Source organism: Pseudomonas sp. Tav-5-1A (genome assembly GCF_055755055.1).
In genome coordinates this window covers 5,570,569-5,594,000 of record NZ_CM146901.1, presented here as the reverse complement: position 1 = coordinate 5,594,000, position 23,432 = coordinate 5,570,569, and the positions used below count along the sequence as shown (strand labels likewise).

Sequence of the window (23,432 nt, the reverse complement as noted above, 5' to 3'; positions counted from 1 at the left end):
AACCGATCGGCCCGAAGGCCCCGTCAATGACGGGGCCTTTTTGCATCCGTGGGGCGCCCGGGACGCGGCCTGGCGGCCGCTGCTACGGGGTTTTCCTGGAGATGAGGGTGTACACGCACGGCAGCACGAACAGCGTGAACAGGGTGCCCACCGACATGCCCGTGGCAATCACGGTGCCGATGTCGAAGCGGCTGACCGCCCCGGCGCCGGTGGCCAGGATCAGCGGCACCATGCCGAAGACCATGGCCGCGGTGGTCATCAGCACCGGCCGCAGGCGAATCGCTGCCGCTTCCTCCACCGCCTCCCGCGCGTCCAGGCCTTTTTCCCGGCGCAGCTGGTTGGCGAATTCGACGATCAGGATGCCGTGCTTGCTGATCAGCCCGATCAAAGTCACCAGCCCCACCTGGGTATAGATGTTCAGGCTCGACCAGCCCAGGAACAGCGGGATCAGCGCGCCGCAGATGGACAGCGGCACGGTCACCAGGATCACCAGCGGGTCGCGGAAGCTTTCGAACTGCGCGGCCAGCACCAGGAAGATGATCGCCAGCGCCAGGCCGAAGGTGACCCACAGGGCGTTGCCTTCCTGCACGTACTGGCGGGCGCTGCTGCCGTAGTCGAAGGCATAGCCGGCTGGCGCTTCCTCGACCGCGATCTGCCGTACCGTCTGCACCGCGTCGCCCATGCTGACGATGGGGAAGCCCTGGATGATCGCCGAGTTCAGCTGCTGGAACTGGTTGAGCTGGCGCGGGCGCGCCCGCTCGCTGACGGTGATCAGGGTGGACAGCGGCAGCAGTTGGTTCTGGTTGTTGCGCACGTAATACTGGTTCAGCCACTCGGGGTTGTCGCGGTAGGCGCGCTCCACCTGGGCGATGACCTTGTAGCTGCGGCCATCGAGGGTGAAGCGGTTGATCTCCGACTCACCCAGCAGGGTCGCCAGGGTGCCGCCCAGTTCCTGCATCGACACGCCCATCTGCGCCGCCTTGGCGCGGTCGATATCCACCACCACCTCGGGCTTGTCGAACGCCAGGTCGATGTCCAGGAAGGCGAACTTGCCGGTGGCCTGGGCGCGGTCCTTGACCCGCTGGGCCACGTCCAGCAGCGACTCGTAGTCGTTGGCGGTGTTGATCACGAACTCGAAGGGCAGGCCCTCGCCGGTGCCGGGCAGCGCCGGCAGGTTGAAACCGAAGATCTGCAGGCCGGGGATCTGCGCCAGGCGCGCCTGCACCTCGGGCAACAGCTGCATCTGCGTGCGGCTGCGCTCGTTCCAGGGCTTGAGCAGGAAGCCGCCGATGCCTGACTGCACGCCGTTGAAGCCGTTGATCTGGAACGAGGAGTAGTACTCGGGAAAGTCCTTGAAGATGCCCAGGAACTGGTCGGTGTAGGTGTTCAAATAGTCGAGGTTGGTGGGCTGCGGCGCGGTGGCCATCATGAAGATGATGCCCTGGTCTTCCGCGGGCGCCAGCTCCGACTGGCTGAACTTGAGGAACACCGGGATCAGGCACAGCACGATCAGCGCGAACACCACCACCACCGGGCGGGTCTGCAGGGTGGCATGCAGCAGGCGCTGGTAGCGCTGCTTGATGCCCTCGAACAGTTGGTCGAGGCGGTGGGCCAGGCCCTTGGGGTCGGGATCGGCACGCAGCAGCAGGGCGCACATCATTGGCGACAGGGTAAGGGCGACGATGCCGGAGATCACCACGGCCCCTGCGAGCGTGAGGGCGAACTCCTTGAACAGCGCGCCGGTCAGGCCCTCGAGGAAACCGATGGGCGCGTACACGGCGGCCAGGGTGATGGTCATCGACACCACCGGCATGGCAATTTCCCGGGCACCTTCCAACGCCGCGTCGAACGGCGTGCGGCCTTCCTCGATGTGCCGGTGGATGTTCTCCACCACGACGATGGCATCGTCCACCACCAGGCCGATGGCCAGCACCATGGCCAGCAGGGTCAGCAGGTTGATCGAGTAGCCCATCAGTTGCATGAAGAACAACACGCCGATCATCGACAGCGGGATGGTCACCACCGGGATGATCACCGAGCGAAGTGCGCCAAGGAACAGGAACACCACCACGATGACGATCAGCACGGCCTCGAACAGGGTCTTCACCACCTCGTCAATGGACGCCTGGATGAACAGCGTGGCGTCGTAGGCGATGGAAGCCTTGAGGTTGGGTGGCAGCTGGCCTTCGAGTTCGGGCATCAGCTTGCGCACCTCGCGGATCACGTCCAGTGGGTTGGCGCCGGGCGTGCCCTTGATGCCGATGTACACCGAGGGCGTGCCGTTGAAGGAGCTGACAGTGTCGTAGTTCTCGGCGCCCATCTGCACCCGCGCCACGTCACCCAGCAGCACGCGGCTGTCGCCGTCGGTCTTGAGCGGGATGGCGGCGAAGCCTTCAGTGGATTTCAGGTCGGTGGCGGCGTTGACGCTGGTGACGATGTACTCGCCCTTGACCTCGCCGGCGGCCGACAGGAAATTGTAGCGGCGCACCGCGTCGGTGACGTCGTTGGCGCTCAGGCCGTAGCCGGCCAGCTTCACCGGGTCGATCCACAGGCGCATGGCGAACACCTGGTTGCCGAGGATCTCGGCCTGGGCCATGCCCGGCAGCGTCGCCAGCTTGGGCTGAATGACCCGCGACAGGTAGTCGGTGATCTGCGGGTTGTTGAGCTGGTCGCTGTAGAAGCTGATGTACATCAGCGCCGAAGCGTCGGCGGCCTCCTTGCTGAGGACCGGGTCCTCGGCGTCCTGGGGCAGCTTGTTCTTGACCTCGTTGGCCTTGGCCAGCAGCTCGGTGAACAGCCGGTCGCTGTCGGCGCCGATGCGCGCGTAAATGGAGATGACCGAAAAATTCTGCCGGCTCACCGAGGTCATGTAGTCGATGCCTTCGGCGCTGGCCAGGCTTTGCTGCAACGGCTGGGTGATGTAGCCCTGGATGGTCTCGGCGTTGGCCCCGGGGTAGGCGGTGGTGACCGTGATCAGGGCGTTTTCCATTTGCGGATACTGGCGGATGCTCAGCTTGCTCCACGCCTGGAAACCCAGCAGCACGATCAGCAGGCTGATGACGCTGGCCAGCACCGGGCGGCGGATGAACGGGTCGGTAAAGGCCATGGCCGTGCTCCTGTCAGTGGGCTTTGAGGGTAGCGTCGGGGCTGACGCTTACCGCGGCACCACTGGTGAGCTTGAGCTGGCCGCCGGTGACCACCTGCTCGCCGGCGCTCAGGCCCTTGCTGACGATGACCAGACCGTCGCGGCGCTCGCCGGTGTCGACGAAGCGCCGTTCGGCCACCAGCACCGGCTTGTTGTCGGCGCCGGTGACCGGCTTGCCTTGCTCGTCCTTTTTCTCGCCGACCACGTACACCGAGTTGCCGTACAGGGTATAGGCCACGGCGCCCTCGGGTACCACCACCTGGTTATGCGGCTGGGGCAGTACCACCTGCAGGTTGGCGAACATGCCGGGTAGCAGCTTGCCCTGGGGGTTGGCCAGGGTGGCGCGGATGAGGATGTTGCGGGTGCTGTCGTCGACCTTGGGGTTGAGGGCGCTGATGGCACCTTCGAAGGTCTGCCCAGGGTAGGCGGCCACGGTGACCAGCACGGGCTGGCCGACGTGGAGCTGCGGGATGGCCTGCTCGGCCACGTAGAAGTCCACGTAGAGGCTGCTGAGGTCCTGCAGGGTGGCGATGACCGTGCCGCTGGCCAGGTAGTCGCCGACGTCGACCCGGCGGATGCCGATGGTGCCGCTAAACGGGGCCACGATGTTCTTCTTGGCCAGGCTGGCCTTGAGTTGGGCGACGGTCGCCTTGTTCTTGAGCAGCACGGCGTTGAGGCGGTCGAACTCGCCCTTGGAGATGGCGCGGCTGTCCACCAGTTGCGCGCCGCGGCCGTAATCGAGCTGGGCCAGCCCCAGGTCGGCCTGGGCGGTGCCCAGCAGCGCGGTCTCGACGTCGCTGTCCAGTTGCAGCAGCGGCTGGCCGGCCTTGACCTGCTGCCCGGACTCGAACTGGATGGCGCGCACCGTGCCGGCGATTTCCAGGCTCAGGTTCACGCCCTGCAGCGCCTTGAGGCTACCCACCGCCGGCAGCCGCGCTTGCCAGGCGCGTTCGCTGGCAGTGGCGACGGCCACGGCAACGGGCGGCTTGGGGGCCGAGAACATCCGGACCTGCTGGTAGATCGACCATGCCTTGTAACCACCGAGCAGCAGGACGACCACCAGCACGATCCCCAACATGGTGAGCATGCGGCGGCGCAACATATTCCGTTTCCCTGGAAAGCGAAGCTGAGAGTTGCAGCACATTATTCTTGTAAGGCGCGGGGCGCCACTGCGCTGTATTTCTGGATATTACGTGTACAAATCATAGCCGCTGTATACGGGTTTCTGTGGGAGCTGGCTTGCCAGCGAGCTTTTCGGGCCTCAATCAACAGCTCGCTGGCAAGCCAGCTCCCACAGGGGTGCGTCACGGCCTGCGCAGATGGTTATCCCAAAAACCCGCCGGCAACCTCAACGGCGTGGCCACCGGCGTAGCGGTGCGGCAGTCCACCAGGCGGCAGCGGCCCTGGCCGGAGGTGACCACGAAGCCCTGGGGCACCGCCGCCACCCCGGCGCAATCGGCCAGTTGCATTTCCAGGCGTAGCGCGCCGCTGTCCAGGTCCCAGATGAAGCATCGGTTGGCCCGTGGCGCCGTCAGTGCCACCAGCCGCAGGGTGTCATGCACCGCCACGCTGGCGCTGTAGTGGGCCATGCACCGCAGCTGCGCCTCGGCCACCGGAAACGGCTCGAACGCCTGGCCCGGTCGCTTGATCGCCAGCAACGGCGCGCTGTCATCGGCCGCGCCCATGAACTGCTGGCAGGCCAGCACCGTGCCGTCGCTGGCAATGGCCAGGTGGCGGATGCTGTTCATGGGTTGCGCCAGGGTCTCGCGGCTGTGCAGCGTGCCGTCGCGGCCCATCAGCACCAGGCTGGGGGTCATGGCCTCAAGGTTCATGTCCACCCGGCTCTCGGCCTCGGTGCGGATGCCGCCGTTGGCGACCACCAGGGTCTCGCCGTCGGGCATCCAGGCCAGCTCGTGGGGGCCGATGCCATGGCTCGACAGTTCGCCCGCAGGGGCCAGGCGCTGGCCCTCGAAGCGGTAGACGCCGACGACCCCGCGGCCCGGGTCGCGGGTGTCGTTCTCGGTGGTGTATAGCCAGTCGCCGCTGGCATGGATGACGGCGTGCCCATAGAAATGCCGGTCCGGCGCCGCGGCCAGCGTCTGCACCAGGCGGCCGTCGCGCAGGTCCAGCAGGTAGCATTCGGTGCCCGGCCGGCGGGCCACGAACAGTGCCAGCGGCAACCGTGGATGTTCGATGACGGCGTGGCAGCGCTGGGGCACGGCGGTTGCAAACACCTCGCGCCCATCCTGCCGGTAGCCCACGGCATAGTGCCGGCCCTCGGCGTCATCGCGTGCCGACAGCAGCAGGCCGCCCGGCGAGGCGGGGGCCAGGAGGTTTTTGCACCACTGTGCCAGGCCCATGTTCAGTCACCGTCGTTGGCGTTGAAGCCCAGGGCGATGCCCAGCGCCTTGGCCAGCTCGCCTTCGTGCAGGCGGTGCAGCACGTTCAGGCGGTCATAGAGCGTTTCCAGCTGCTGGCGCCCGGCGGGGGTGGCCAGCAGCTCGGCCAGCGGCCCTTGATGCTCGGCAAACCACTGCTGTACCTCGGCGTAGGCGCCGTCGATGCGCTGGGCCAGGGCTTGCTGGTCCTTGCCCAGCAGCCCGCGCAGGCCGTTGCCGTCGACCCCGGCCCAGACCGTCTGGGCGGCGCCGACGCTGGCCTGCAGGCTGTGCAACGAAGCCTCGCTGCGCCAGGCCTCGGCTTGCATTGGCTGGGCGATGCCCTTGCTCTGGCGGCCCATGGGCGTGCCGAGCTTTTTCTTCAGGGTGTCCAGCGCCGTGACCTGGGCCCGCAGCAGGTCGGCGATGGCTTCCTGGGAATCGGCGTAGCGCGGGTTGGGGAAATGGCTCATCTGCCAGAGCATGCCCTGGTCGCCTTGCCATTGGCCGAGGATGTCCTGCGCCAGCTGTTGCTGGTGCTCGCCGATGGCCACCAGCAACGGGCAGTAGCGGGCTTTCTGGCTGGCGTCGGCCAGGTCCAGGCGCGCGTCGAAGAGGATGTATTCGTAGGCCGACAAGCCTTGCACCACCACGCTGGCCTTGCCCAGGCTGGCGGCGTCTACAGTGGCGTCGGCGTTCACCAGCTGCTCGACCTGGCGCCCCACCAGGTTTTTCTTGTCCGGCCAGAACTGTACCTGCCAGGTGCTGTTGCCTTCGGCCAGCGGGCCGATCAGCAACGGCTGCAGCTGCGCCCAGGCGCGCTGGGCATGGAGGAAGTCGGCCCGGGCGGTGGCCAGGCTGGCGCTGCCCTGGCAGAACGCCTGGGCGCTGATGGCCAGCTGCTGGTCGGCCGCCACCCAGCGGCTGTAGGTGGGCAGGATGACCTGGTTGGCAATGGCCGCACTGGTGGCTGCCTGGCGGTCCTGGGGCGTGCAGGCACCGAGGAGCAGGGCGGCGAGGCTGGTGAACAGCAGGGTGGGACGAAACATTCAGGGCTCCGTGGCAAGACTCAAAGTGAATTCAGGAAGGCCAGCAGCGCGGCGCGCTGGGCAGCGTTGAAGGACAGCACCTGGCGCTGCGCCGCTGCGGCCTCGCCGCCGTGCCACAGCACGGCTTCCATGGCATCGCGGGCACGGCCGTCGTGCAGGTACTGGGTGTGGCCGCTGACCGTTTCGGTCAGGCCCAGGCCCCACAGCGGCGGGGTGCGCCAGTCCTGGCCCCCGGCGGCGAACTCGCTGCGGTCGTCGGCCAGGCCCGGGCCCATGTCGTGCAGCAGCAGGTCGGTGTAGGGGCGGATGCGCTGGTTGGCCAGCTCCGGCTCGGCGGCATCGGCGGCGGTGATGTAGTGCGGCGTGTGGCAGGCCTGGCAGCCGGCCTGCTTGAACAGCTGCTTGCCGGCCAGCACCTGGGGCGAGCCCACGTCGCGGCGCGCCGGCACGGCCACGTTGCGGGTATAGAACAGCACCAGGCGCAGGATGTTGTCGCTGACCTCCGGGTGGCCGCCGTGGGCGGCGCGCAGGCAGCCGACCTGCGCGGCGGTGCAATTGTCACGGGAGTGCAGGCGTGTGGTCAGGCCCATGTCGTTGGCGAAGGCGTGGGCGTTCTGCTGGTTCAGCGTGGGCTGCCCGGCTTTCCAGCCGAAGCGGCCGATCACGGTCTTGCCCAGGGCATCGTCCCAGACCCTGTTGGGCCGGCCCTGCACGCCATCATCCGTGGCGGCCTGGGCCTGGGCGTTGGCCAGGATCGCGGCCTCGGGTATGGCTTCCAGCAGCCCCAGGCCGATCATCGGCGGCGCCACTCGGGCGGAAAGCCGCGCCTGGGGGTGCAGGGGGCCGTAGCCCAGCTGGGTGATCAGCAGCCGTGGCTTGCGCAGTTGCACCGTGGTGCCGTCGTCGAACGTCACCGGGTACGGCTCGTAGGCCACGCGCACCCTGGCCTCGGGGTGCACGCCAGGCACGGCCATGTCCTGCAGCTGGGTGCCATACACCGGCTCGGGGTTGACGCCCAGGCGCTCGATGAGCGCTGCCTGCTGCGCGGTATCGGGTATGGACAGGCGCACCAGCATCGACACGGCGCTGGTGGCGTCCGGCCCGGGTGGGTGGCCGCGGCCGTCCTTGATGTGGCAGTTCTGGCAGGCGTTGGTGTTGTACAGCGGCCCCAGGCCGTCGCGCGCGGTGGTGGTGGCAGGGGCGATGACCCAGGGGCTGCGGAAGAAACTGTTGCCGGCACTGAAGTCGAGCTTGCGCTCGGCGCTCAGGTTGGCGGAGGGCTGGGCGAAGGCGTTGACGTCGCGGTGGCCGACGGTACCGGCGCCCCCGGCCAGGGCCTCTTCCGGTTCCTCGTCTTCCAGCCGCACGGCTTCGCCACAACCACCCAGGCACAGGGTGAGCAGCAGGGCGCCGAGGCGAGGGAGGAGCGATGACATCGAGGATCCAGCAGTGAAGGGCAGGGGGGCAAGCTTATCAGGCACCCCGGCCGTAACCGGCCGGGGTCAATGTTTGATACAAATTACTCTGTCGCCGCTGCTAGAACGCCGCTGCTAGAACGTATGTTCGGCCGTCTCGGGGTTAAGGTCGGTGATGCCCAGCTTGCCAGCGGCCTGTTCGATGCTGCCGGTCTGCTTGACCAGCGCGGCGATGGCGTCGCGCACCACCTGCTGGCCAGCGGTGTTGCCGGCGGCGATCAACTGGTCGTAGTGCTCGCCCTGGTTCGCGCGGTCGACCATGGCCTGCATGCGCGCCTGGGTGGCGTCGAGGTCGGCGCGCAACGCTGCGTCGGTGGCGGGGTCAGCCTTGGCCACCAGCGCCGACAGGCTCGGGCCGCTCAACCGGCTGCCGTCCAGGCGGGTGTATTCGCCCAGGTAGACGTTGCGGATGCCCAGGGCGTCGTAGAAGTGCGAATGATGGGTGTTGTCGCTGAAGCAGTCATGCTCGTCTTCCGGCGAATTGGCCTCCAGCGAGACTTTCATCCGCTCCCCCGCCAGCTCGCCCAGGGACAGGCTGCCCATGCCGAACAGCATCTTGCGCAGGCCTTTCTCCCCAGGCTCGGCCACCAGCGCGGCACGATAGTTGTCTGCCACGCCAGGCTTCCACTGGGCGAGCATTTCCTCCAGGTCGCTGACCAGCAGCTGGGTCACGGCCGTCAGGTAGGCCCGGCGGCGGTCGTTATGCCCGCCGGTGGCGCCCGGGCCTTCCAGGTAGTCGGAGGCCGGGCGATTGCCGGCGCCCGGCCCGGTGCCATTGAGGTCCTGGCCCCACAGCAGGAACTCGATGGCGTGGTAGCCGGTGGCGACGTTGGCCTCGGAACCACCCAGCTCGTTGAGGCTGGCGAGGGCCTCGGGGGTGATCTGGGTGACGTCGACCTTGTCTTCGCCAATGCGGATCTGCGCGTTGGCGATGATGTTGGCGGTGGCCGCCGGGTTGCCCAGCGCCGGCTCATAGTTGGCGTCGACGTAGTCGATCAGGCCTTCGTCCAGCGGCCAGGCGTTCACCTGGCCTTCCCACTCGTCAATGATCGGGTTGCCGAAGCGGAACACTTCGCTCTGCAGGTACGGCACCCGGGCCGCCACCCAGGCCTCGCGGGCCGCCTTGAGGGTGGTGGCGTCCGGGGTGGCGAGGAAGGTGGCGATGGCCTGCTGCAGCGCCAGGGCGCTGGTGTGGGCGTCGCTGAACACCGCCTGCACCAGGTCGGCGTAGTGGGCTACCACGGCCTGGGCGGCAACCTCGTCGACGCTCTTCTTGCCGGTCGCGGTGCTGCTGGAGGCGCTCGGCACCTGGGCGGCACTGCGCTTGTCTTCCTTGCTGTCGCCGCAACCGGCGAGCGAGACGGCGATGGCCAGCAGGCCGGCGGCCAGGGGCATGTGGGTCATGGCGATATCCTGCGTCGTGAGGGGGAAACGAGCCCGCAGGCTCGTTAAAACGGCGCAATGATGCGAAGGATATGCATTTCATGTAAACCGCGAAGATGTAAGCAAATTCGACAGGTCTACAGGCTCACCGCCTGGCTGCGCTGGGCCTGGCGCAGGAACAGGGTCAGCTCGCGCGCCGGCAGCGGCTTGCTGTACAGGTAGCCCTGGCCCTCGTGGCAGCCCTCGGCAATGATGTAGCTTTCCTGCTCCAGGGTTTCCACGCCCTCGGCGATCACCTGCATGCCCAGGCTCTTGCCCAGCTGGATGATGGCCCGCACGATGGTGGCGTCATCGTCGTCCTGCAGCAGGTCCATGACGAAGCTCTTGTCGATCTTGATCTTGTCCAGCGGCAACGACTTCAGGTAGCTGAGCGACGAATAGCCAGTGCCGAAGTCGTCGATGGCGATCAGCGCCCCGGAGCGGCGCAGGCTCAGCAGGTGCTGGGCGGCGGTGCTGATGTCTTCCATCAGGCCGGTCTCGGTGACTTCCAGCTCCAGGCTGCGCGGCGGCAGGCGGTAGATCTGCAGGAAGTTGCTGACCACCCGCGGCAGTTCGGCGTGGTGCAGCTGCACCGTGGACAGGTTGACCGCCATGCGCAGGTCGCTGAAACCCAGGTCCAGCCATTCGCGCAGTTGCCGGCAGGCCTGGTCCATCACCCATTCGCCGATGGCGACGATGCTGCCGTTCTGCTCGGCCAGGGGAATGAACTGGTCGGGCGGCACCAGGCCGTGTTCCGGGTGCTGCCAGCGCAGCAGCGCCTCGACACCGACCACGCGGTGGTCGCGGTAGCTGACCTGGGGCTGGTAGACCAGGAACAGCTGGCCACGGGCGATGGCTTCGCGCAGGTCTTTTTCCAGTTCGCGGCGGCGGCGCATCTCGCTGTCGACGCTGGCGATGTAGAACTGGTAGCGGTTGCGCGAGCGCAGCTTGGCCAGGGTCATGGTCTGCTCGGCTTTCTGCAGCAGCTTCTCGGCGTTGTCGCCATCTTCGGGGAACAGGGTGATGCCGATGGTGGCGCGCAGGCGAATCTCGCCCAGGTCCGGGCCGAAGGGCGCTTCCAGGTCGTCAAGAATGCTTTGCGCCAGTTCCGCGGCCTGGTAGGGCTGGTCGATGTCGGCCTGCACCAGGGCGAACTGGTCGCCGCCCAGCCGCGCCAGCGCGCCCAGGCGGCCGCTGTGGGCGCGCAGGCGGTCGGCCAGGGCCAGCAGCAGTTGGTCGCCGGTCTGGTAGCTGAATTGCTCGTTGATGCTCTTGAAGTCGTCCAGGCCCACGCACAGCACGGCCACCCGGCGTTGCAGGCGGCCAGCATCGACGAGGATCTTGTCCAGCTGCGACTGCAGTTGCTGGCGGTTGGGCAGGCCGGTGAGGAAGTCGTACTGGGCCATGCGCAGCAGGCTGTTCTCGGCCTCGTGGCGCAGGTTGGTGTTGCGCTCGATGGATTCCAGCAACTGGTTGGCGGTGTTGATCCACAGGCCCAGTTCATTGCGCTCGTGGCCCTTGAGCAGCGGCAGCTTGTGCTGGCTGGGGCGGTCGGGGTTGATCTGGGTCAGGTGCTCGATGATCTGTTTCAGCGGCTTGGTCAGCAACCAGTGGTACACCAGGTACAGCGCCAGGCCCATGGCTAGGGCACGGAGCACGCCGGAAATGAAGATGATCACCGAACTGGTGATGAAATCCCGGCCATAGGGTGCGGTATCTAGGGTGATGCTCAGGTCGCCGTAGTATTCACTGTACGGGCCGCGGCCCACCAGTTGCGTGGTGAAGGTCTTTTCTTCGCCCAGGATGGGGTCGGTGAGCCATCGCGTGGCGGTCTGCAATGGCGGCCGGGCCTTGTCGGCCAAGGTCGGCTCGTTGGGGTGGCCGATGGACGCGATGCGCACGGCGTTGTCCTGGAACAGGCCCTCGATCACCTGCATGCCCATCTCCCGGTCCAGGCTGTAGACGGCCTGGGTGGAGGGGTCGCGGAACATGTCGAGGATGCGCGCGGCATCATTGGCCACGGCCTGGCGGGTCTTGTAGACGTCGAACACGATTTGCGCGCAACTGAGCACCACCCCGACAATCAATGCCGAGAGCAGTACCACGCGTAGCAACTTCACCGACAAGCTGTTCTTGAGTTCCAGCTTCAAAGGGCCATTCCTTGTTGCGTGCAAGTGGCATCAATATGCCATTATCGTTGGCAATCCCGGTAGGCAGTCAAGGGGTAACAGGCTGACAACGGATGGCCAATGCAGACGCCTTCCAGTATGTCGGTTGGAACCGGCTCGCACTTGAGCGCCGTCCGGCATTTTTTCCTTTTTTGAATCTTAGCCTTATCCCGGATCCAGGCAAGCCCCCTGGCGCCAGGCACAAAAAAACCCGGCACAGGCCGGGCTTTTTCAGCAAGCGCGAAGCTTAGGCAGTGAAGGTCTTGCCTTCGAACTGCTCGGCTACGAACTTCCAGTTGACCAGGTTCCAGAACGCTTCGACGTATTTAGGACGAACGTTGCGGTAGTCGATGTAGTAGGCGTGTTCCCAGACGTCGCAGGTCAGCAGCGGGGTGTCGCCGTTGGTCAGCGGGTTGCCGGCGCCGATGGTGCTGGCCAGGGCCAGGGAACCGTCAGCCTTCTTCACCAGCCAGCCCCAGCCGGAGCCGAAGGTGCCGATGGAAGTCTTGCTGAACTCTTCCTTGAACTTGTCGAACGAACCGAACGCGGTGTTGATGGCTTCAGCCAGGGCGCCGGTAGGTTGGCCGCCGGCGTTTGGCGCCAGGCAGTTCCAGTAGAAAGTGTGGTTCCAGACCTGAGCGGCGTTGTTGAAGATGCCGCCCGAGGAAGTCTTGACGATTTCTTCCAGGGTCTTGCCTTCGAACTCGGTGCCTGGCACCAGGTTGTTCAGGTTCACGACGTAGGTGTTGTGGTGCTTGTCGTGGTGGTATTCCAGAGTCTCTTTGGAGATGTGCGGCTGCAGCGCATCGTGGGCGTAGGGCAGCGGCGGCAATTCAAAAGCCATGGTGATTCTCCTAATCAGGTCTGTTGCGGTGAGCGCAAGGCCGATCACGGGCGGCCAGATATACGCCGGCGAGTTTTTACTCTTTGCGGCGCAAGCTCTGGATCATAGCACCGGGGCTTGGGCATAACCACGCAACAACTGTGTGGGATAGAGGTTCCAGAGCGTTTAGGCATATATAAGTTGCGCGGCTACCGCGAACATCATGACGGCCACCATCAGGTCCAGCAGCCGCCAGGTGGCCGGCCGTGCCAGCCACGGCGCCAGCCAGGCCGCGCCCAGGGCCAGGGTGAAGAACCACAACAGCGAGGCGCTTGCGGCGCCGGCCACATAAGCGCTGGGCATGCTCTGCTGCGCGCCCAGGGAGCCGATCAGCAGAACGGTGTCCAGGTACACGTGGGGGTTGAGCAGCGTCACCGCCAGTGCGCTCAACAGCACCGCGCGCCGCGAGCGCTGGCCATCGCCGTCACCCTGTTGCAGGCTTTGGCTGGAACAGGCGCGGCGCAGCGCCTTGGCCCCGTACCACAGCAGGAAAACGGCCCCGCCCCAGCGCGCCACGCCCAGCAGCAACGGGCTGTGCGCCAACACGTTGGCCAGGCCGAACACCCCCAGGGTCACCAGCACGGCATCGCACAGCACGCACAGCAGGGCCACCGGCAGGTGATGCTCGCGGCGCAGGCTCTGGGCCAGGACGAACGCATTCTGCGTGCCGATCGCCATGATCAGCCCCGCCGCCACCAACAAACCGTTTACATAACTGTGCCACATGACATTCACGCTCCTCTGCAAGGCTTTGGAGTGTGGGGCCTGTTGCTGTATAAGAAAAACCAATACTGCTGATCGCTCATTAGGAAAAGTGATGTTCGATTACAAATTGCTCTCGGCCCTGGCGGCGGTCGCCGAACAGGGCGGCTTCGAGCGCGCGGCCCAGGTGCTGGGGCTGTCGCAGTCGGCCATTTCCCAGCGCATCAAGCTGCTCGAGGCGCGCATTGGCCAGCCCGTGCTGGTGCGCGCCACACCGCCGACGCCAACCGAAGTTGGCCGGCGCCTGCTCAACCACGTGCAGCAGGTGCGCCTGCTTGAGCGCGACCTGCAGGGCCAGGTGCCGGCGCTGGACGAAGAGGGCTTGCCCGAGCGCCTGCGCATTGCCCTGAACGCCGACAGCCTGGCGACCTGGTGGGCGTCGGCGGTCGGCCGTTTCTGTGCCGAGCGCGGGCTGCTGCTGGACCTGGTGGTGGAAGACCAGGAGGTGGGCCTCAAACGCATGCGTGCGGGCGAGGTGGCCGCCTGCCTGTGCGGCAGCGAGCGGCCGGTGGCTGGCGCGCGCAGCCTGCTGCTGGGCGCCATGCGTTACCGGGCATTGGCCAGCCCCGGGTTTGTCGCCAGGCATTTCCCTGCGGGCTTCGATGCGGGACAATTGGCCCGCGCCCCGGCCCTGGTCTTCGGCCCGGACGACCTGCTGCAACACCGCTACATGGCCGCACTGGGGATCGACGGCGGCTTCATGCACCACCTGTGTCCTTCTTCCGAGGGTTTCATGCGCATGGCCGAAGCCGGCCTGGGCTGGGGCCTGGTGCCCGAACTGCAGGTGCAGCCGCAACTGGCGGATGGCAGCCTGGTGGAACTGATGCCCGAGCGCTGGATCGACGTGCCGTTGTACTGGCACCACTGGCGCCATGGCGGCCAGTTGCTCACTGACCTCACCGACCACCTGGCGCGCCAGGCCGGGCAGTGGCTGGTAACAACCCTTTAACGATACAAACGATGCGGAGCGCTTCATGAAAATTCTGGTGACCGGCGCGAGTGGCTTTATTGGCGGGCGCTTTGCCCGCCATGCGCTGGAACAGGGGCTGGAGGTGCGCGTCAGTGGCCGCCGGGCCGAAGGGGTCGAGCACCTGGTGCGCCGGGGCGCACAGTTCGTCCAGGGCGACCTCACCGACCCTGACCTGGTACGCCGCCTGTGCATCGGCGTCGAGGCGGTGGTGCATTGCGCTGGCGCCGTGGGCAACTGGGGCCGTTACCAGGACTTCCATCGCGGCAACGTCGAAGTCACCGAAAACGTCGTCGAGTCGTGCCTGAAAGAACAGGTGCGGCGCCTGGTGCACCTGTCCTCGCCTTCCATCTATTTTGATGGCCGTTCGCACCTGGGCCTGCGCGAGGAACAGGTGCCGCGGCGCTTCCACGATCATTACGCGAAGACCAAGTTCCTTGCCGAGCAGAAGGTGTTCGGCGCAGCCGAGTTCGGCCTCGAGGTGCTGGCCTTGCGCCCGCGCTTCGTCACCGGGGCCGGCGATGTCAGCATCTTCCCGCGGCTGCTGGCGATGCAGAAGAAAAACCGCCTGAAGATCATCGGCAACGGCCTCAACAAGGTCGATTTCACCAGCGTGCAGAACCTCAATGAGGCGCTGATGAGTGCCTTGATGGCTGGGGACACGGCGCTGGGCAAGGCCTACAACATCAGCAACGGCAGCCCGGTGCCGATCTGGGACGTGGTCAACTACGTGATGCGCCAGATGAACCTGCCCCAGGCCACCCGTTATCGCGGCTACAAGCTTGCGTACACGGCGGCGGCGCTGAACGAAGGCGCCTGCCTGCTGTGGCCGGGGCGGCCGCAACCGACCCTGTCGCGCCTGGGCATGCAGATCATGAACAAGGATTTCACCCTCGACATCAGCCGGGCAAGGCATTATCTGGAGTACGAGCCCAAGGTCAGCCTGTGGTCGGCGCTGGATGAGTTCTGCGGCTGGTGGAAAGCCCAGGACCGCACCGGCAGCCGTTGAACCGGCGCGCGCCTGCGTGGTCGATCACTGCGGCCCGTGGGCGGGTATACTCGCACCGCTATTTAGCCATCATCGTGCTACATACAAGGTTTCCCCATGCGCAACGACGCCCGTGACGACGATTTTGACAATGTGCCCCGCCTGAGTGCCAAGGACGGGGATGACGACGACTTCGCCCCCGCCACCCCCGCCGAGCGCGACCGCACCACGGTGTATTCGCGCACCACGCCGGTGGTCAAGGTCAAGGGCCCCAGCACCGGTGGCCTGTGGGCCCTGGTGGGCGCGCTGACCATTGCCCTGGCCGGCCTGGGCTGGTGGAGCTTCCAGCAGATCTCGCTGATGGAGCAGCAACTGGTGGCCACCCAGGAAAGCTTCGCGCGCATCAGCGAGGAAGCCGCCGGGCGCCTGCAGGACATCAGCGGCAAGGTGGTCGCCACCGAGTCCAGCGCCACCACCGGCAGCGAGCAATTGAAACTGCAGATCAAGCAACTGCAGGCGCAGCTGCAGGACCAGGGCCGCCAGCAGCAGGGCGTGGCCGGGCAGCAGGGTGACCTGGGCAAGCGCCTGGACCAGGCCCTGGCCCAGGCCAGTGCCCAGCAGGCGGCGAACGAACAGGTGCAGGCGCAGCTCAAGAGCCTGGGCGCAGACCTGGCGACCCTGAAGGCCGGCCAGGCCGACGGCGGCAAGCTGGACGCGCAGATCAAGGCGGTGGCCAATGACGTGGCGGCGCTGAAGAAGCAGGGCAACGTCGGCGGCCGCCTGGACAGCGTCGAGCAGGACCTGGTGGTGCTCAAGAGCGAGGTGGAGAACCGCCCGGCGCCGGCAGCCGGCACCAACACCGCCGAGTTCGACTCGTTCCGTGGGCAGACCACGCGCAACATCAGCACCCTGCAGAGCCAGATCCAGAACCTGCAGCAGCAGATCAACACCCGCCAGTAAATCGGCTGGACATGAAAAAGCCCCGGTGCTCGCGCACCGGGGCTTTTTCGTTCAGGCCAGGCTTACAGCGTCGGGTAATCCAGGTAACCCTCGGCGCCCTTGCCGTAGAACAGTTCCGGCTTGGGTTCGTTCAGCGGCGCATCGGCTGCCAGGCGGGCCACCAGGTCCGGGTTGGCGATGTAGGGGATGCCGAAGGCCACGGCGTCAGCGGTGCCGGCTGCCAGGGCAGCGTTGGCGCTGGCCTTGGTGAAGCGCTCGTTGACGATGTACGGGCCACCGAAGGCTTCCTTCAGGGCGGCGCCGATGCTGTCGTCGGCCTGCTTCTCGCGGGCGCAGATGAACGCCACGCCACGCTTGCCCAGCTCGCGAGCCACGTAGCTGAAGGTTTCCAGGCGGTTGGCGTCGCCCATGTCATGGGAGTCGGCGCGCGGTGCCAGGTGCACGCCCACGCGGCCGGCGCCCCACACGTCGATGCAGGCATCGGTCACTTCCAGCAGCAGGCGCGCGCGGTTTTCCAGCGAGCCACCGTAGTTGTCGGTGCGGTTGTTGGTGCTGCTTTGCAGGAACTGGTCCAGCAGGTAGCCGTTGGCGCCGTGCACTTCCACGCCGTCGAAACCGGCGGCCTTGGCGTTCTCCGCGCCCTGGCGGTAGGCCTCGACGATGTCGGCGATTTCAGCGGTTTCCAGCGCGCGAGGGGTCGGGAACTCGGTGATCGGGCGCACCAGGCTGACGTGGCCGGCCGGCTTGATGGCGCTCGGGGCCACTGGAGTCTCGCCGTTCAGGTAGCTTTCATGGGAGACGCGGCCCACGTGCCACAGCTGCAGGAAGATACGGCCGCCGGCGCCGTGGATGGCCTTGGTGACGTTGGTCCAGCCACGCACCTGGTCGTTGGACCAGATGCCGGGGGTGTCGGGGTAGCCCACGCCCATCGGGGTTACCGAGGTGGCTTCGCTGAGGATCAGGCCGGCGCTGGCGCGCTGCACGTAGTACTCGGCCATCATGGCGTTGGGCACGCGGCCTTCGTCGGCGCGGCAGCGGGTCAGGGGCGCCATGATGATGCGGTTCGGCAGCTCGAGGTCGCCAAGTTTGATCGGATCGAAAATCGTGGTCATGGGACTAGCCTCACAGGTTTGGAGTTGGCAAGGGGATAACGGGCGCGCTCAGAGCTCTTGGCTCATCTGCTTGAGGAAGGCCTGGATGGTCTCCTCGTTGCGCTGGAAAAAGTGCCACTGGCCGACTTTGCGGCTGCTGATCAGCCCGGCGCGTTGCAGCGTCGCCAGGTGGGCTGACACCGTGGACTGCGACAGGCCGCAGCGCTGGTCGATCTGCCCGGCACACACGCCGATGTCGGTGCTGTGGTGCTGTTGGTCGGGGAATTCGACTTCAGGGTTTTTCAGCCAGTTGAGGATTTCTCGCCGTACTGGGTGGGCCAGGGCTTTTATTATTTCGTCGAGATCGATGGGCATGGCAGCAGTGCTCGTCCGGGTCAGCGTATATCGCGTTGAAACGAAATATATATCTGTAAATCGCGATATACAAATATGATCGAGCGCTATGCACAGGCTAAATCGGTATATCGAGTTATAACGATGCGCTCGCCAGGTGGTACGCTGGAGAGATGAACTATCTCGCGCACCTGCACCTGGGCGGCCAGGAACCTGAACAACTGCTGGGCAGCCTGTATGGCGATTTCGTCAAGGGCCGGCTGGAGGGGCAGTATTCGCCGCGTTTGCTGGCGGCCATCCAGCTGCACCGGCAGATCGATGCGTTTACCGATAGCCATCCGTTGGTGCTGGCGGCGTTGGCGCGCTTTCCGGCGGCGCGGCGGCGGTACGCGGGCATTATCCTCGACGTGTTTTTCGACCACTGCCTGGCGCGGCATTGGCAGGATTACGCCGAGGTACCGTTGCACCAATACACCGCCGGGGTGTACCGGGTGCTGGCCGCCGAGCCGCAGCTGCCGGGGCGGCTGGCGCGCATGGCGCCGTACATGATCGCCGACGACTGGCTGGGCTCGTACGCGGAATTCGAGGTGCTGGAGCAGGTGTTCAACGGCATTGCGCGGCGGCTGTCGAAGCCGGAAGGGATGCTGGGAGCGATGGAGGAAGTGCGCGCGCTGTACGAACCCCTCACCGCGGACTTCCGCGCCTTCTACCCCATCCTCCAGCAGTTCGCCCGCCCGTAGCAGCTGCCGCAGGCGGCGTCCGAAAACACCACCGTGGCGCCTGGGGACGCGGCTTGGTGGCCGCTGCTACAGAGGTTACGCGGCTTCGGCCTGCTCGGTGGCCTGGCCAAACAACGCTACGCGCACCGCTTCCTGCGCCTGGAACGCCAGCGCCGCGCGCTCCATGCCCGCGCTGGGGATGGGCGCCAGCAGGTGGATTTCAACTTCGCCCACATCGTTGCTGAACAAGCGCATCAGGTGCGACAGCAGGTCGTCGTCGCCAATGAACGGCGCCAGCGGGTCGAGCGCGCCGTTGCGCAGGTAACGGATGGCCACCGGTTGCAGCGGCACCTGGGCCTCGATGGCGCTGGCCAGCAGGCGGCCGTGGAAGGTGCGCAGGGCCTGGCCGTTGGTGGTGGTGCCTTCGGGGAAGATCATCAGCGAGCACTGGCTGCCCAGGTGGCGGGTCATCTGCCGGCGAATCAGCTGGCTGTCGCCCGAGCCGCGGCGGATGAACAGGGTACCGGCCTTCAGCGCCAGCCAGCCGGCGATCGGCCACGCCCGCACTTCGGCCTTGGACAGGAACGACAACGGTGCCAGTTGGCCCAGCAGGGCGATGTCGGTCCAGGAAACATGGTTGCCCACCCACAGCATCGGCTGGGTAGGCAGGTTGCCGTGCACGGTTACGCGAAAGGGCAGGGCGTTGCTCAGGCGGGCCATGAAGAAGCGCGACCAGCGCTGGCGCCGGACCATCGAGTTGCGCAGGCGCAGGCGTTCATACAGGGTGAAGATGGCCGCCATGCCCAGGCCCAGGGCAACCACCAGCAGCACCCGGGCGACGCGCGCGTAGACGCGCCCGCGTGCCATCAGACCGCCGCCTTGAAGTGACGGGCGTAGCGTGGGCAGAGGTTCTCGCGCTTGAGCAGGATGAACACGTCGGCCACCTGGAATTCCTCGTCCCAGCAGGGCTCGCCGCACACCTTGGCGCCCAGGCGCATGTAGGCCTTGAGCAGCGGTGGCATTTCGGCGATGACGTTGTGCGGCACGTCCAGCTCAGGCAATGGGTTCTTCGGTTCGGCGCGCAGGTGCTCGGTGCACAGGTAGCGTTCGCGCAGGCGCTGCATGATCGCCCGGGCCTGCACGCCGCCGTCCTGCATGGGGATGCTGGCGCAGCCCATCAGGTAGCTGTAGCCGCCTTCGTTGAGCACTTCGGCCAGTTCGCCCCAGAGCACGGCGATGGTGCCGCCGTTGCGGTAGTCGGGCGCCACGCAGGTGCGGCCGATTTCCAGGATCGGGCCCTGCAGGCCACCCAGGCCGTGCAGGCTGAATTCTTCTTCGCTGTAGAAACGGCCCAGGCCGTGGGCAGCGGTGTGGTCGAGCAGGCGGGTGGTGGCCACCAGTTCGCCGGTGCTCAGGTCGCGGACACCGATGTGGCGGCAGTGGGCGTCGTAGTCGTCCATGTCCAGGCCCAGTTCGGCACCCTTGAGCTTGGCGTTGAACTCGCCGCTGAACACATTGAAACGCAGGCTCTGGGCCTCGCGCAGGGCTTGGTCCCCGGTCAGGCGTTCGGCTTGCAGGCGACGTTCGGTGCGAGTAACGCCAGATAGAGCGATCTGAGTCATTGCCAGTCTCCAAAAGCCAGCCATGGGGTTGCGGCCGGTCCACTTTGTTGTGCAAGCTCAGCCTAGGTAGGCCCGGTGTCATCACCGTTAAGCTTTGGTGATGCTTGTATGACAGCCCCCAAGGAGCGCCCCATGTCCTGGCTCAAGTTGCTCAATGTGCGTGAACGCCTGCCGCTGGCAGCATCGTTGACTGATACCTATGCCGCGCTGCTCGAGCGCCTGGGGCCGGTGTCGCCGTTTGAATTGGCGGTGCTCGGCGGCCAGGCCGTGCACAGCCCGGGGCTGGCGTTCCTGGTGGGCTACCAGGCCGCGTTGCGGGTGTTGTGGCCCAGTGCGCCGCCCAGCCTGGGCGCGATCTGCGCCACCGAGCAGCACAGCCTGCGCCCGGCCGACCTGCAGACGCGCCTGGCGGACCTGCGCCTCAACGGCCGCAAGGATTTCGTCACCGCCGGCGATGCCGCCGACTGGCTGCTGGTGGCCGCCCGCAGCGAAAGTGCCGGGCAGGCACCACGGCTGAGCCTGGTGGTGGTCTACCCCGGCGAGCCGGGCGTGCGCCTGGAGCCGTTGCCGCCGATTGCGCTGATGCCGGAGATCAGCCACAGCCGCCTGCACCTGGACAACGCCCTGTGCGAACGCCTGGCCGGGGACGGCTGGGACGCCTACGTCAAACCGTTCCGCAGCCTGGAAGACCTGTATGTGCTCAGCGCCATGCTTGGCTGGCTGTACGCCTGCAGCCAGGACCACGGTTGGCCGCAGGCGTTGCAGCTGCGCCTAGTGGGCCTGCTGGGCAGTTGCGCCGAGGCCACCCGCCAATGCGCGGACGCGGCTGCCAGCCATGTGCTGCTGGGCGGCGTGTTCGAGCAGTTCGCGGCGTTGTCCGGGCCTCTGGAACAGGCGTTCGCCAACGGCCCCGCGGAGCTGGCAGCAGTGTGGCAACGCGACCGCGGCCTATTGACCCTGGCCAGCGGTGCCCGGCAGAAACGCCTGGATAAAGCCGTGGAAACCCTGGCCCTGTAGCCGCTGCCGCAGGCAGCGGCCGAGCGCGAATACCTGTCACATTCGCCTTCTACACTGCGCGCCATGCGCACACCCTGGCTCTGCCTCCTCGCTGTTTTCGCCCTGCCAGCCCTTGCCGAGGACTGGCCCGGCGAGCAATGGGCCCAGGCCCTGCAACCGCCCACGCCGGCGGTGCAGGCCCTGGCCGACTACGCCTTCCCCCCGCGCGATGACAGCACCCGTACCGGGGTGCGCACCGACGCCCTGGTGGTGATTCGCGACGGTCGCCTGGTCTATGAGCGCTACGCGCCGCCCTTTACCGCCGACTCCCTGCACAGCACCTGGTCGATCAGCAAAAGCCTGATGGCCTGCGTGCTGGGTGTCGCCTATGGCCAGGGCCGCTTCCAGCTCGATGACCCGGTAGCCACCTATTACCCGGCCATGGCCCGCCACCCCGAGGTGCACCTGGCCGACCTGTTGCACTGGGCCTCGGGGCTGGACTGGCAGGAAGACTACGAATACGCGCCGCTGTATTCGTCGGTGGTGGCCATGCTCTACACCCGTGGCCGTGATGACATGGCTGCGTTCACCGCCGGCCTCGACAGCTTTGCCGCGCCGGGCCAGGTGTTCCGCTATTCCAGTGGCGACAGCAACCTGCTGTCGGCGGCGCTGCAGCAGATGGTTGGCGCCCACGACTATCCCGACTATCCCTGGCAGGCGCTGTTCCAGCCGCTGGGCATTGAGCACGCGGTGTGGGAGGCCGACGGCAAGGGCGTGTTCGTGGCCTCGTCCTACGCCTACCTGCGCGCCCGCGACCTGGCCCGCGTCGGCCTTTTGATGCTGCGCGACGGCCGCTGGCAGGGCCGGCAGCTGTTGCCCAGAACCTGGGTGGCCTTCAACCGTCGGCCCTTCGACCACGCCGTCGCCGAGCCAGGCGAAGCCACCGGCGGTGGCCAGTGGTGGCTCAACCAGCCCGTGGGCAATGCCCCACGCCCCTGGCCCGACGCCCCGGCACAGACTTTCGCCGCGCTGGGCCATTGGGGCCAGGCGCTGTACGTGCTGCCCGAACAGAAGTTGGTCATCGTCCGCTACGGCGATGACCGCGACGCCAGCTACCAGCACAACCAGCTGCTGAAACTGGCCATCGCCGCGTTCGCCCAGGGCAAAGCGCAATGAGGCGCGGGGTGACGGTGATCATCGTGCTGGCCCTGGGCTTGTCCGTGTGGCACGAGCGCGTGGCGCTGCTGTCGTTTCCCGGCATCCTCAGCGCCTACAGCGCCAAGGAATACTGCTCGTGCCGCTACGTGATGGGCCAATCGGCCGGTTACTGCGCCGGCTACGTCAAACAGTGGCTGCCCTTGAGTGCGCTGGAAGATGACGTGGCCAACACCCGGGTGTCAGCGCGGGGGCTGGGGCAGGGCGCCACGGCGGTGTGGGCCGGCACGCGGCAGGGTTGTCGGCTGCAACGCTGAAATTGAACTTGCGTCACGGTTCCTGAGCAGGTTCACGGCGGCTTCGCCAGTCATTGATATAGCTCAGGATTTTCTCGGTGCCTTGCTCTGTCTCCAACAGCTCCATGGGAGGTCGCCCTCCCAGGAATGGGTTGGGTGCTTCCATCCATTTGAACGCTGCGCCTCGACTCCCTTTGGCATCTATCACCGGTCCAAGCACCTGCTTCAAGCGTTGGGGGTTTGCGTACCAGGACTCTGGCTTCAAGGTGGCCTGGCGCCCGCCGGCAATGACGCGAGGCAGCTGCGATGCTGCCAGTTCGCGGGTATCGATTCTTTTTCGAACCCAGTGGGCCAATTTTACCAGTTCGCTGTTTGGATGCCGATGATGGCCGGTTGTGGGAATGACCAGACCTACTCGAACGGATGTATTAGCTCTGATCATTTCCAGTGCCGGAGCCAAGTCGGGTTCATTGGTCACGACAACGACCTGATCGACGGTGCCGGTCAAGGCATCGTGGTACGCGTGCAAGGCTAAATTCACATCTGATTGTTTTTCCTCCACCTTCCAGGCCAACCCGGTGTCGCAATCCTTGGGTAGGCGTTTTGGCTGAGTTGCACAGATCAGACGCACCTTCATGGGGTTTACAGCGTAGTACCCTTCGATTAGCTCGATGCGGGTGCCGTGGAGTTTTCGCAATGCGCTGTGATACCTGGCTTGGGATGAAACCGAGTCAGGATCGCTGGCCACGCTTTCAATGATTCGCGCTGTAAAGAACTTCAGGGAGGGCGCCGGAAGGAGTACCCAAGAGCGTGGGCGAAGCAGATCATCCGGTGCCAGGATGGAGGGCAGAATGTGCTGCTCGCATAGAGCTATCGGGTCAAGCCATTTGAACGCTGTGTTGCGCAGACAGCCGTAATAAAGGTTGTAGCCGTCGATGTAGATTCGGGTTCGCAGCGGCGTCGAAGCCGTTGGTCCATGCATTGACGATGCTCCATAAACGA

21 protein-coding genes are annotated in these 23,432 nt (G+C 66.1%); 7 read left to right on the top strand and 14 right to left on the bottom strand.

Translation table 11 applies throughout. The annotated features are described in order from the left end of the window. Positions 1-82: 82 nt before the first annotated feature. The 9 genes from AC0J42_RS25710 to AC0J42_RS25670 form a co-directional block, all read right to left on the bottom strand. Positions 83-3,106 (bottom strand): multidrug efflux RND transporter permease subunit, encoded by a 3,024-nt coding sequence (locus AC0J42_RS25710; protein WP_473004425.1) that lies wholly within the window; start codon positions 3,104-3,106, stop codon positions 83-85. Positions 3,107-3,119: 13 nt separating this feature from the next. Continuing rightward, positions 3,120-4,247, bottom strand: a complete 1,128-nt coding sequence (locus tag AC0J42_RS25705) for an efflux RND transporter periplasmic adaptor subunit (RefSeq protein WP_473004424.1) — start codon at positions 4,245-4,247, stop codon at positions 3,120-3,122. Positions 4,248-4,449: 202 nt separating this feature from the next. Continuing rightward, on the bottom strand, positions 4,450-5,505 hold the full coding sequence (locus tag AC0J42_RS25700; RefSeq protein ID WP_473004423.1) for a DUF1513 domain-containing protein: 1,056 nt from the start codon (positions 5,503-5,505) through the stop codon (positions 4,450-4,452). Positions 5,506-5,507: 2 nt separating this feature from the next. Then, entirely contained in the window at positions 5,508-6,572 is a 1,065-nt protein-coding gene (locus AC0J42_RS25695; RefSeq protein ID WP_473004422.1) for an imelysin family protein, read from the bottom strand. 20 nt (positions 6,573-6,592) lie between these two features. Continuing rightward, on the bottom strand, positions 6,593-8,008 hold the full coding sequence (locus AC0J42_RS25690) for a di-heme oxidoreductase family protein (RefSeq protein WP_473004421.1): 1,416 nt from the start codon (positions 8,006-8,008) through the stop codon (positions 6,593-6,595). A 114-nt stretch (positions 8,009-8,122) separates the two neighbouring features. Then, complete coding sequence (locus AC0J42_RS25685; RefSeq protein WP_473004420.1) at positions 8,123-9,451, bottom strand: imelysin family protein; 1,329 nt, start codon at positions 9,449-9,451, stop codon at positions 8,123-8,125. Between the two features lie 116 nt (positions 9,452-9,567). Continuing rightward, a complete protein-coding gene (locus AC0J42_RS25680; RefSeq protein WP_416426781.1) occupies positions 9,568-11,619 on the bottom strand; it encodes a putative bifunctional diguanylate cyclase/phosphodiesterase in 2,052 nt (683 codons plus the stop codon). A 265-nt stretch (positions 11,620-11,884) separates the two neighbouring features. Beyond that, positions 11,885-12,481 carry a superoxide dismutase gene (locus AC0J42_RS25675; protein WP_416426779.1) on the bottom strand — a complete coding sequence of 199 codons (597 nt, stop codon included), beginning with the start codon at positions 12,479-12,481 and terminating at the stop codon, positions 11,885-11,887. 165 nt (positions 12,482-12,646) lie between these two features. Then, on the bottom strand, positions 12,647-13,246 hold the full coding sequence (locus tag AC0J42_RS25670) for a LysE/ArgO family amino acid transporter (RefSeq protein WP_416426777.1): 600 nt from the start codon (positions 13,244-13,246) through the stop codon (positions 12,647-12,649). Between the two features lie 91 nt (positions 13,247-13,337). On the opposite strand from AC0J42_RS25670, the gene AC0J42_RS25665 reads away from it, so the two are divergent. The 3 genes from AC0J42_RS25665 to AC0J42_RS25655 all read left to right on the top strand — a co-directional run bounded on the left by AC0J42_RS25665 (position 13,338) and on the right by AC0J42_RS25655 (position 16,197). Then, positions 13,338-14,231 (top strand): LysR family transcriptional regulator ArgP, encoded by an 894-nt coding sequence (locus tag AC0J42_RS25665; protein WP_473004419.1) that lies wholly within the window; start codon positions 13,338-13,340, stop codon positions 14,229-14,231. A gap of 25 nt (positions 14,232-14,256) precedes the next feature. Beyond that, on the top strand, positions 14,257-15,258 hold the full coding sequence (locus tag AC0J42_RS25660) for an NAD-dependent epimerase/dehydratase family protein (RefSeq protein WP_473004417.1): 1,002 nt from the start codon (positions 14,257-14,259) through the stop codon (positions 15,256-15,258). A gap of 96 nt (positions 15,259-15,354) precedes the next feature. Then, the gene (locus AC0J42_RS25655; RefSeq protein ID WP_416426771.1) at positions 15,355-16,197 is read left to right on the top strand and encodes an ATPase; all 843 of its coding nucleotides are present in this window, start codon (positions 15,355-15,357) and stop codon (positions 16,195-16,197) included. 62 nt (positions 16,198-16,259) lie between these two features. On the opposite strand, the gene AC0J42_RS25650 is transcribed toward AC0J42_RS25655, so the two are convergent. Together AC0J42_RS25650 and AC0J42_RS25645 are read right to left on the bottom strand one after the other, a co-directional pair. Next, a complete protein-coding gene (locus AC0J42_RS25650) occupies positions 16,260-17,309 on the bottom strand; it encodes an alkene reductase (protein WP_416426770.1) in 1,050 nt (349 codons plus the stop codon). 48 nt (positions 17,310-17,357) lie between these two features. Further along, positions 17,358-17,663, bottom strand: coding sequence for an ArsR/SmtB family transcription factor (locus AC0J42_RS25645; protein WP_416426769.1), 306 nt, complete (start codon positions 17,661-17,663; stop codon positions 17,358-17,360). A gap of 152 nt (positions 17,664-17,815) precedes the next feature. On the opposite strand from AC0J42_RS25645, the gene AC0J42_RS25640 reads away from it, so the two are divergent. Further along, on the top strand, positions 17,816-18,382 hold the full coding sequence (locus AC0J42_RS25640; RefSeq protein ID WP_473004415.1) for an acyl carrier protein phosphodiesterase: 567 nt from the start codon (positions 17,816-17,818) through the stop codon (positions 18,380-18,382). A gap of 75 nt (positions 18,383-18,457) precedes the next feature. On the opposite strand, the gene AC0J42_RS25635 is transcribed toward AC0J42_RS25640, so the two are convergent. Beyond that, a complete protein-coding gene (locus AC0J42_RS25635; protein WP_416426767.1) occupies positions 18,458-19,228 on the bottom strand; it encodes a lysophospholipid acyltransferase family protein in 771 nt (256 codons plus the stop codon). Then, positions 19,228-19,983, bottom strand: coding sequence for an L-ornithine N(alpha)-acyltransferase (gene olsB / locus AC0J42_RS25630; protein WP_416426765.1), 756 nt, complete (start codon positions 19,981-19,983; stop codon positions 19,228-19,230). Before olsB ends, AC0J42_RS25635 begins: the two co-directional genes overlap by 1 nt. Before the next feature lie 132 nt (positions 19,984-20,115). Between olsB and AC0J42_RS25625 the strand changes: the two genes are divergently transcribed. The 3 genes from AC0J42_RS25625 to AC0J42_RS25615 all read left to right on the top strand — a co-directional run bounded on the left by AC0J42_RS25625 (position 20,116) and on the right by AC0J42_RS25615 (position 22,451). Next, positions 20,116-21,000, top strand: a complete 885-nt coding sequence (locus AC0J42_RS25625; RefSeq protein ID WP_473004414.1) for an acyl-CoA dehydrogenase family protein — start codon at positions 20,116-20,118, stop codon at positions 20,998-21,000. A 63-nt stretch (positions 21,001-21,063) separates the two neighbouring features. Further along, positions 21,064-22,155, top strand: a complete 1,092-nt coding sequence (locus AC0J42_RS25620; protein ID WP_473004413.1) for a serine hydrolase domain-containing protein — start codon at positions 21,064-21,066, stop codon at positions 22,153-22,155. Beyond that, complete coding sequence (locus tag AC0J42_RS25615) at positions 22,152-22,451, top strand: amidase (protein WP_416426760.1); 300 nt, start codon at positions 22,152-22,154, stop codon at positions 22,449-22,451. The genes AC0J42_RS25620 and AC0J42_RS25615 overlap by 4 nt, the downstream gene beginning before the upstream one ends. Positions 22,452-22,464: 13 nt before the next feature. Here AC0J42_RS25615 and AC0J42_RS25610 read toward each other — a convergent pair whose 3' ends face one another. Beyond that, the gene (locus AC0J42_RS25610; protein WP_473004412.1) at positions 22,465-23,412 is read right to left on the bottom strand and encodes an antitoxin Xre/MbcA/ParS toxin-binding domain-containing protein; all 948 of its coding nucleotides are present in this window, start codon (positions 23,410-23,412) and stop codon (positions 22,465-22,467) included. Between the last annotated feature and the right edge of the window lie 20 nt (positions 23,413-23,432).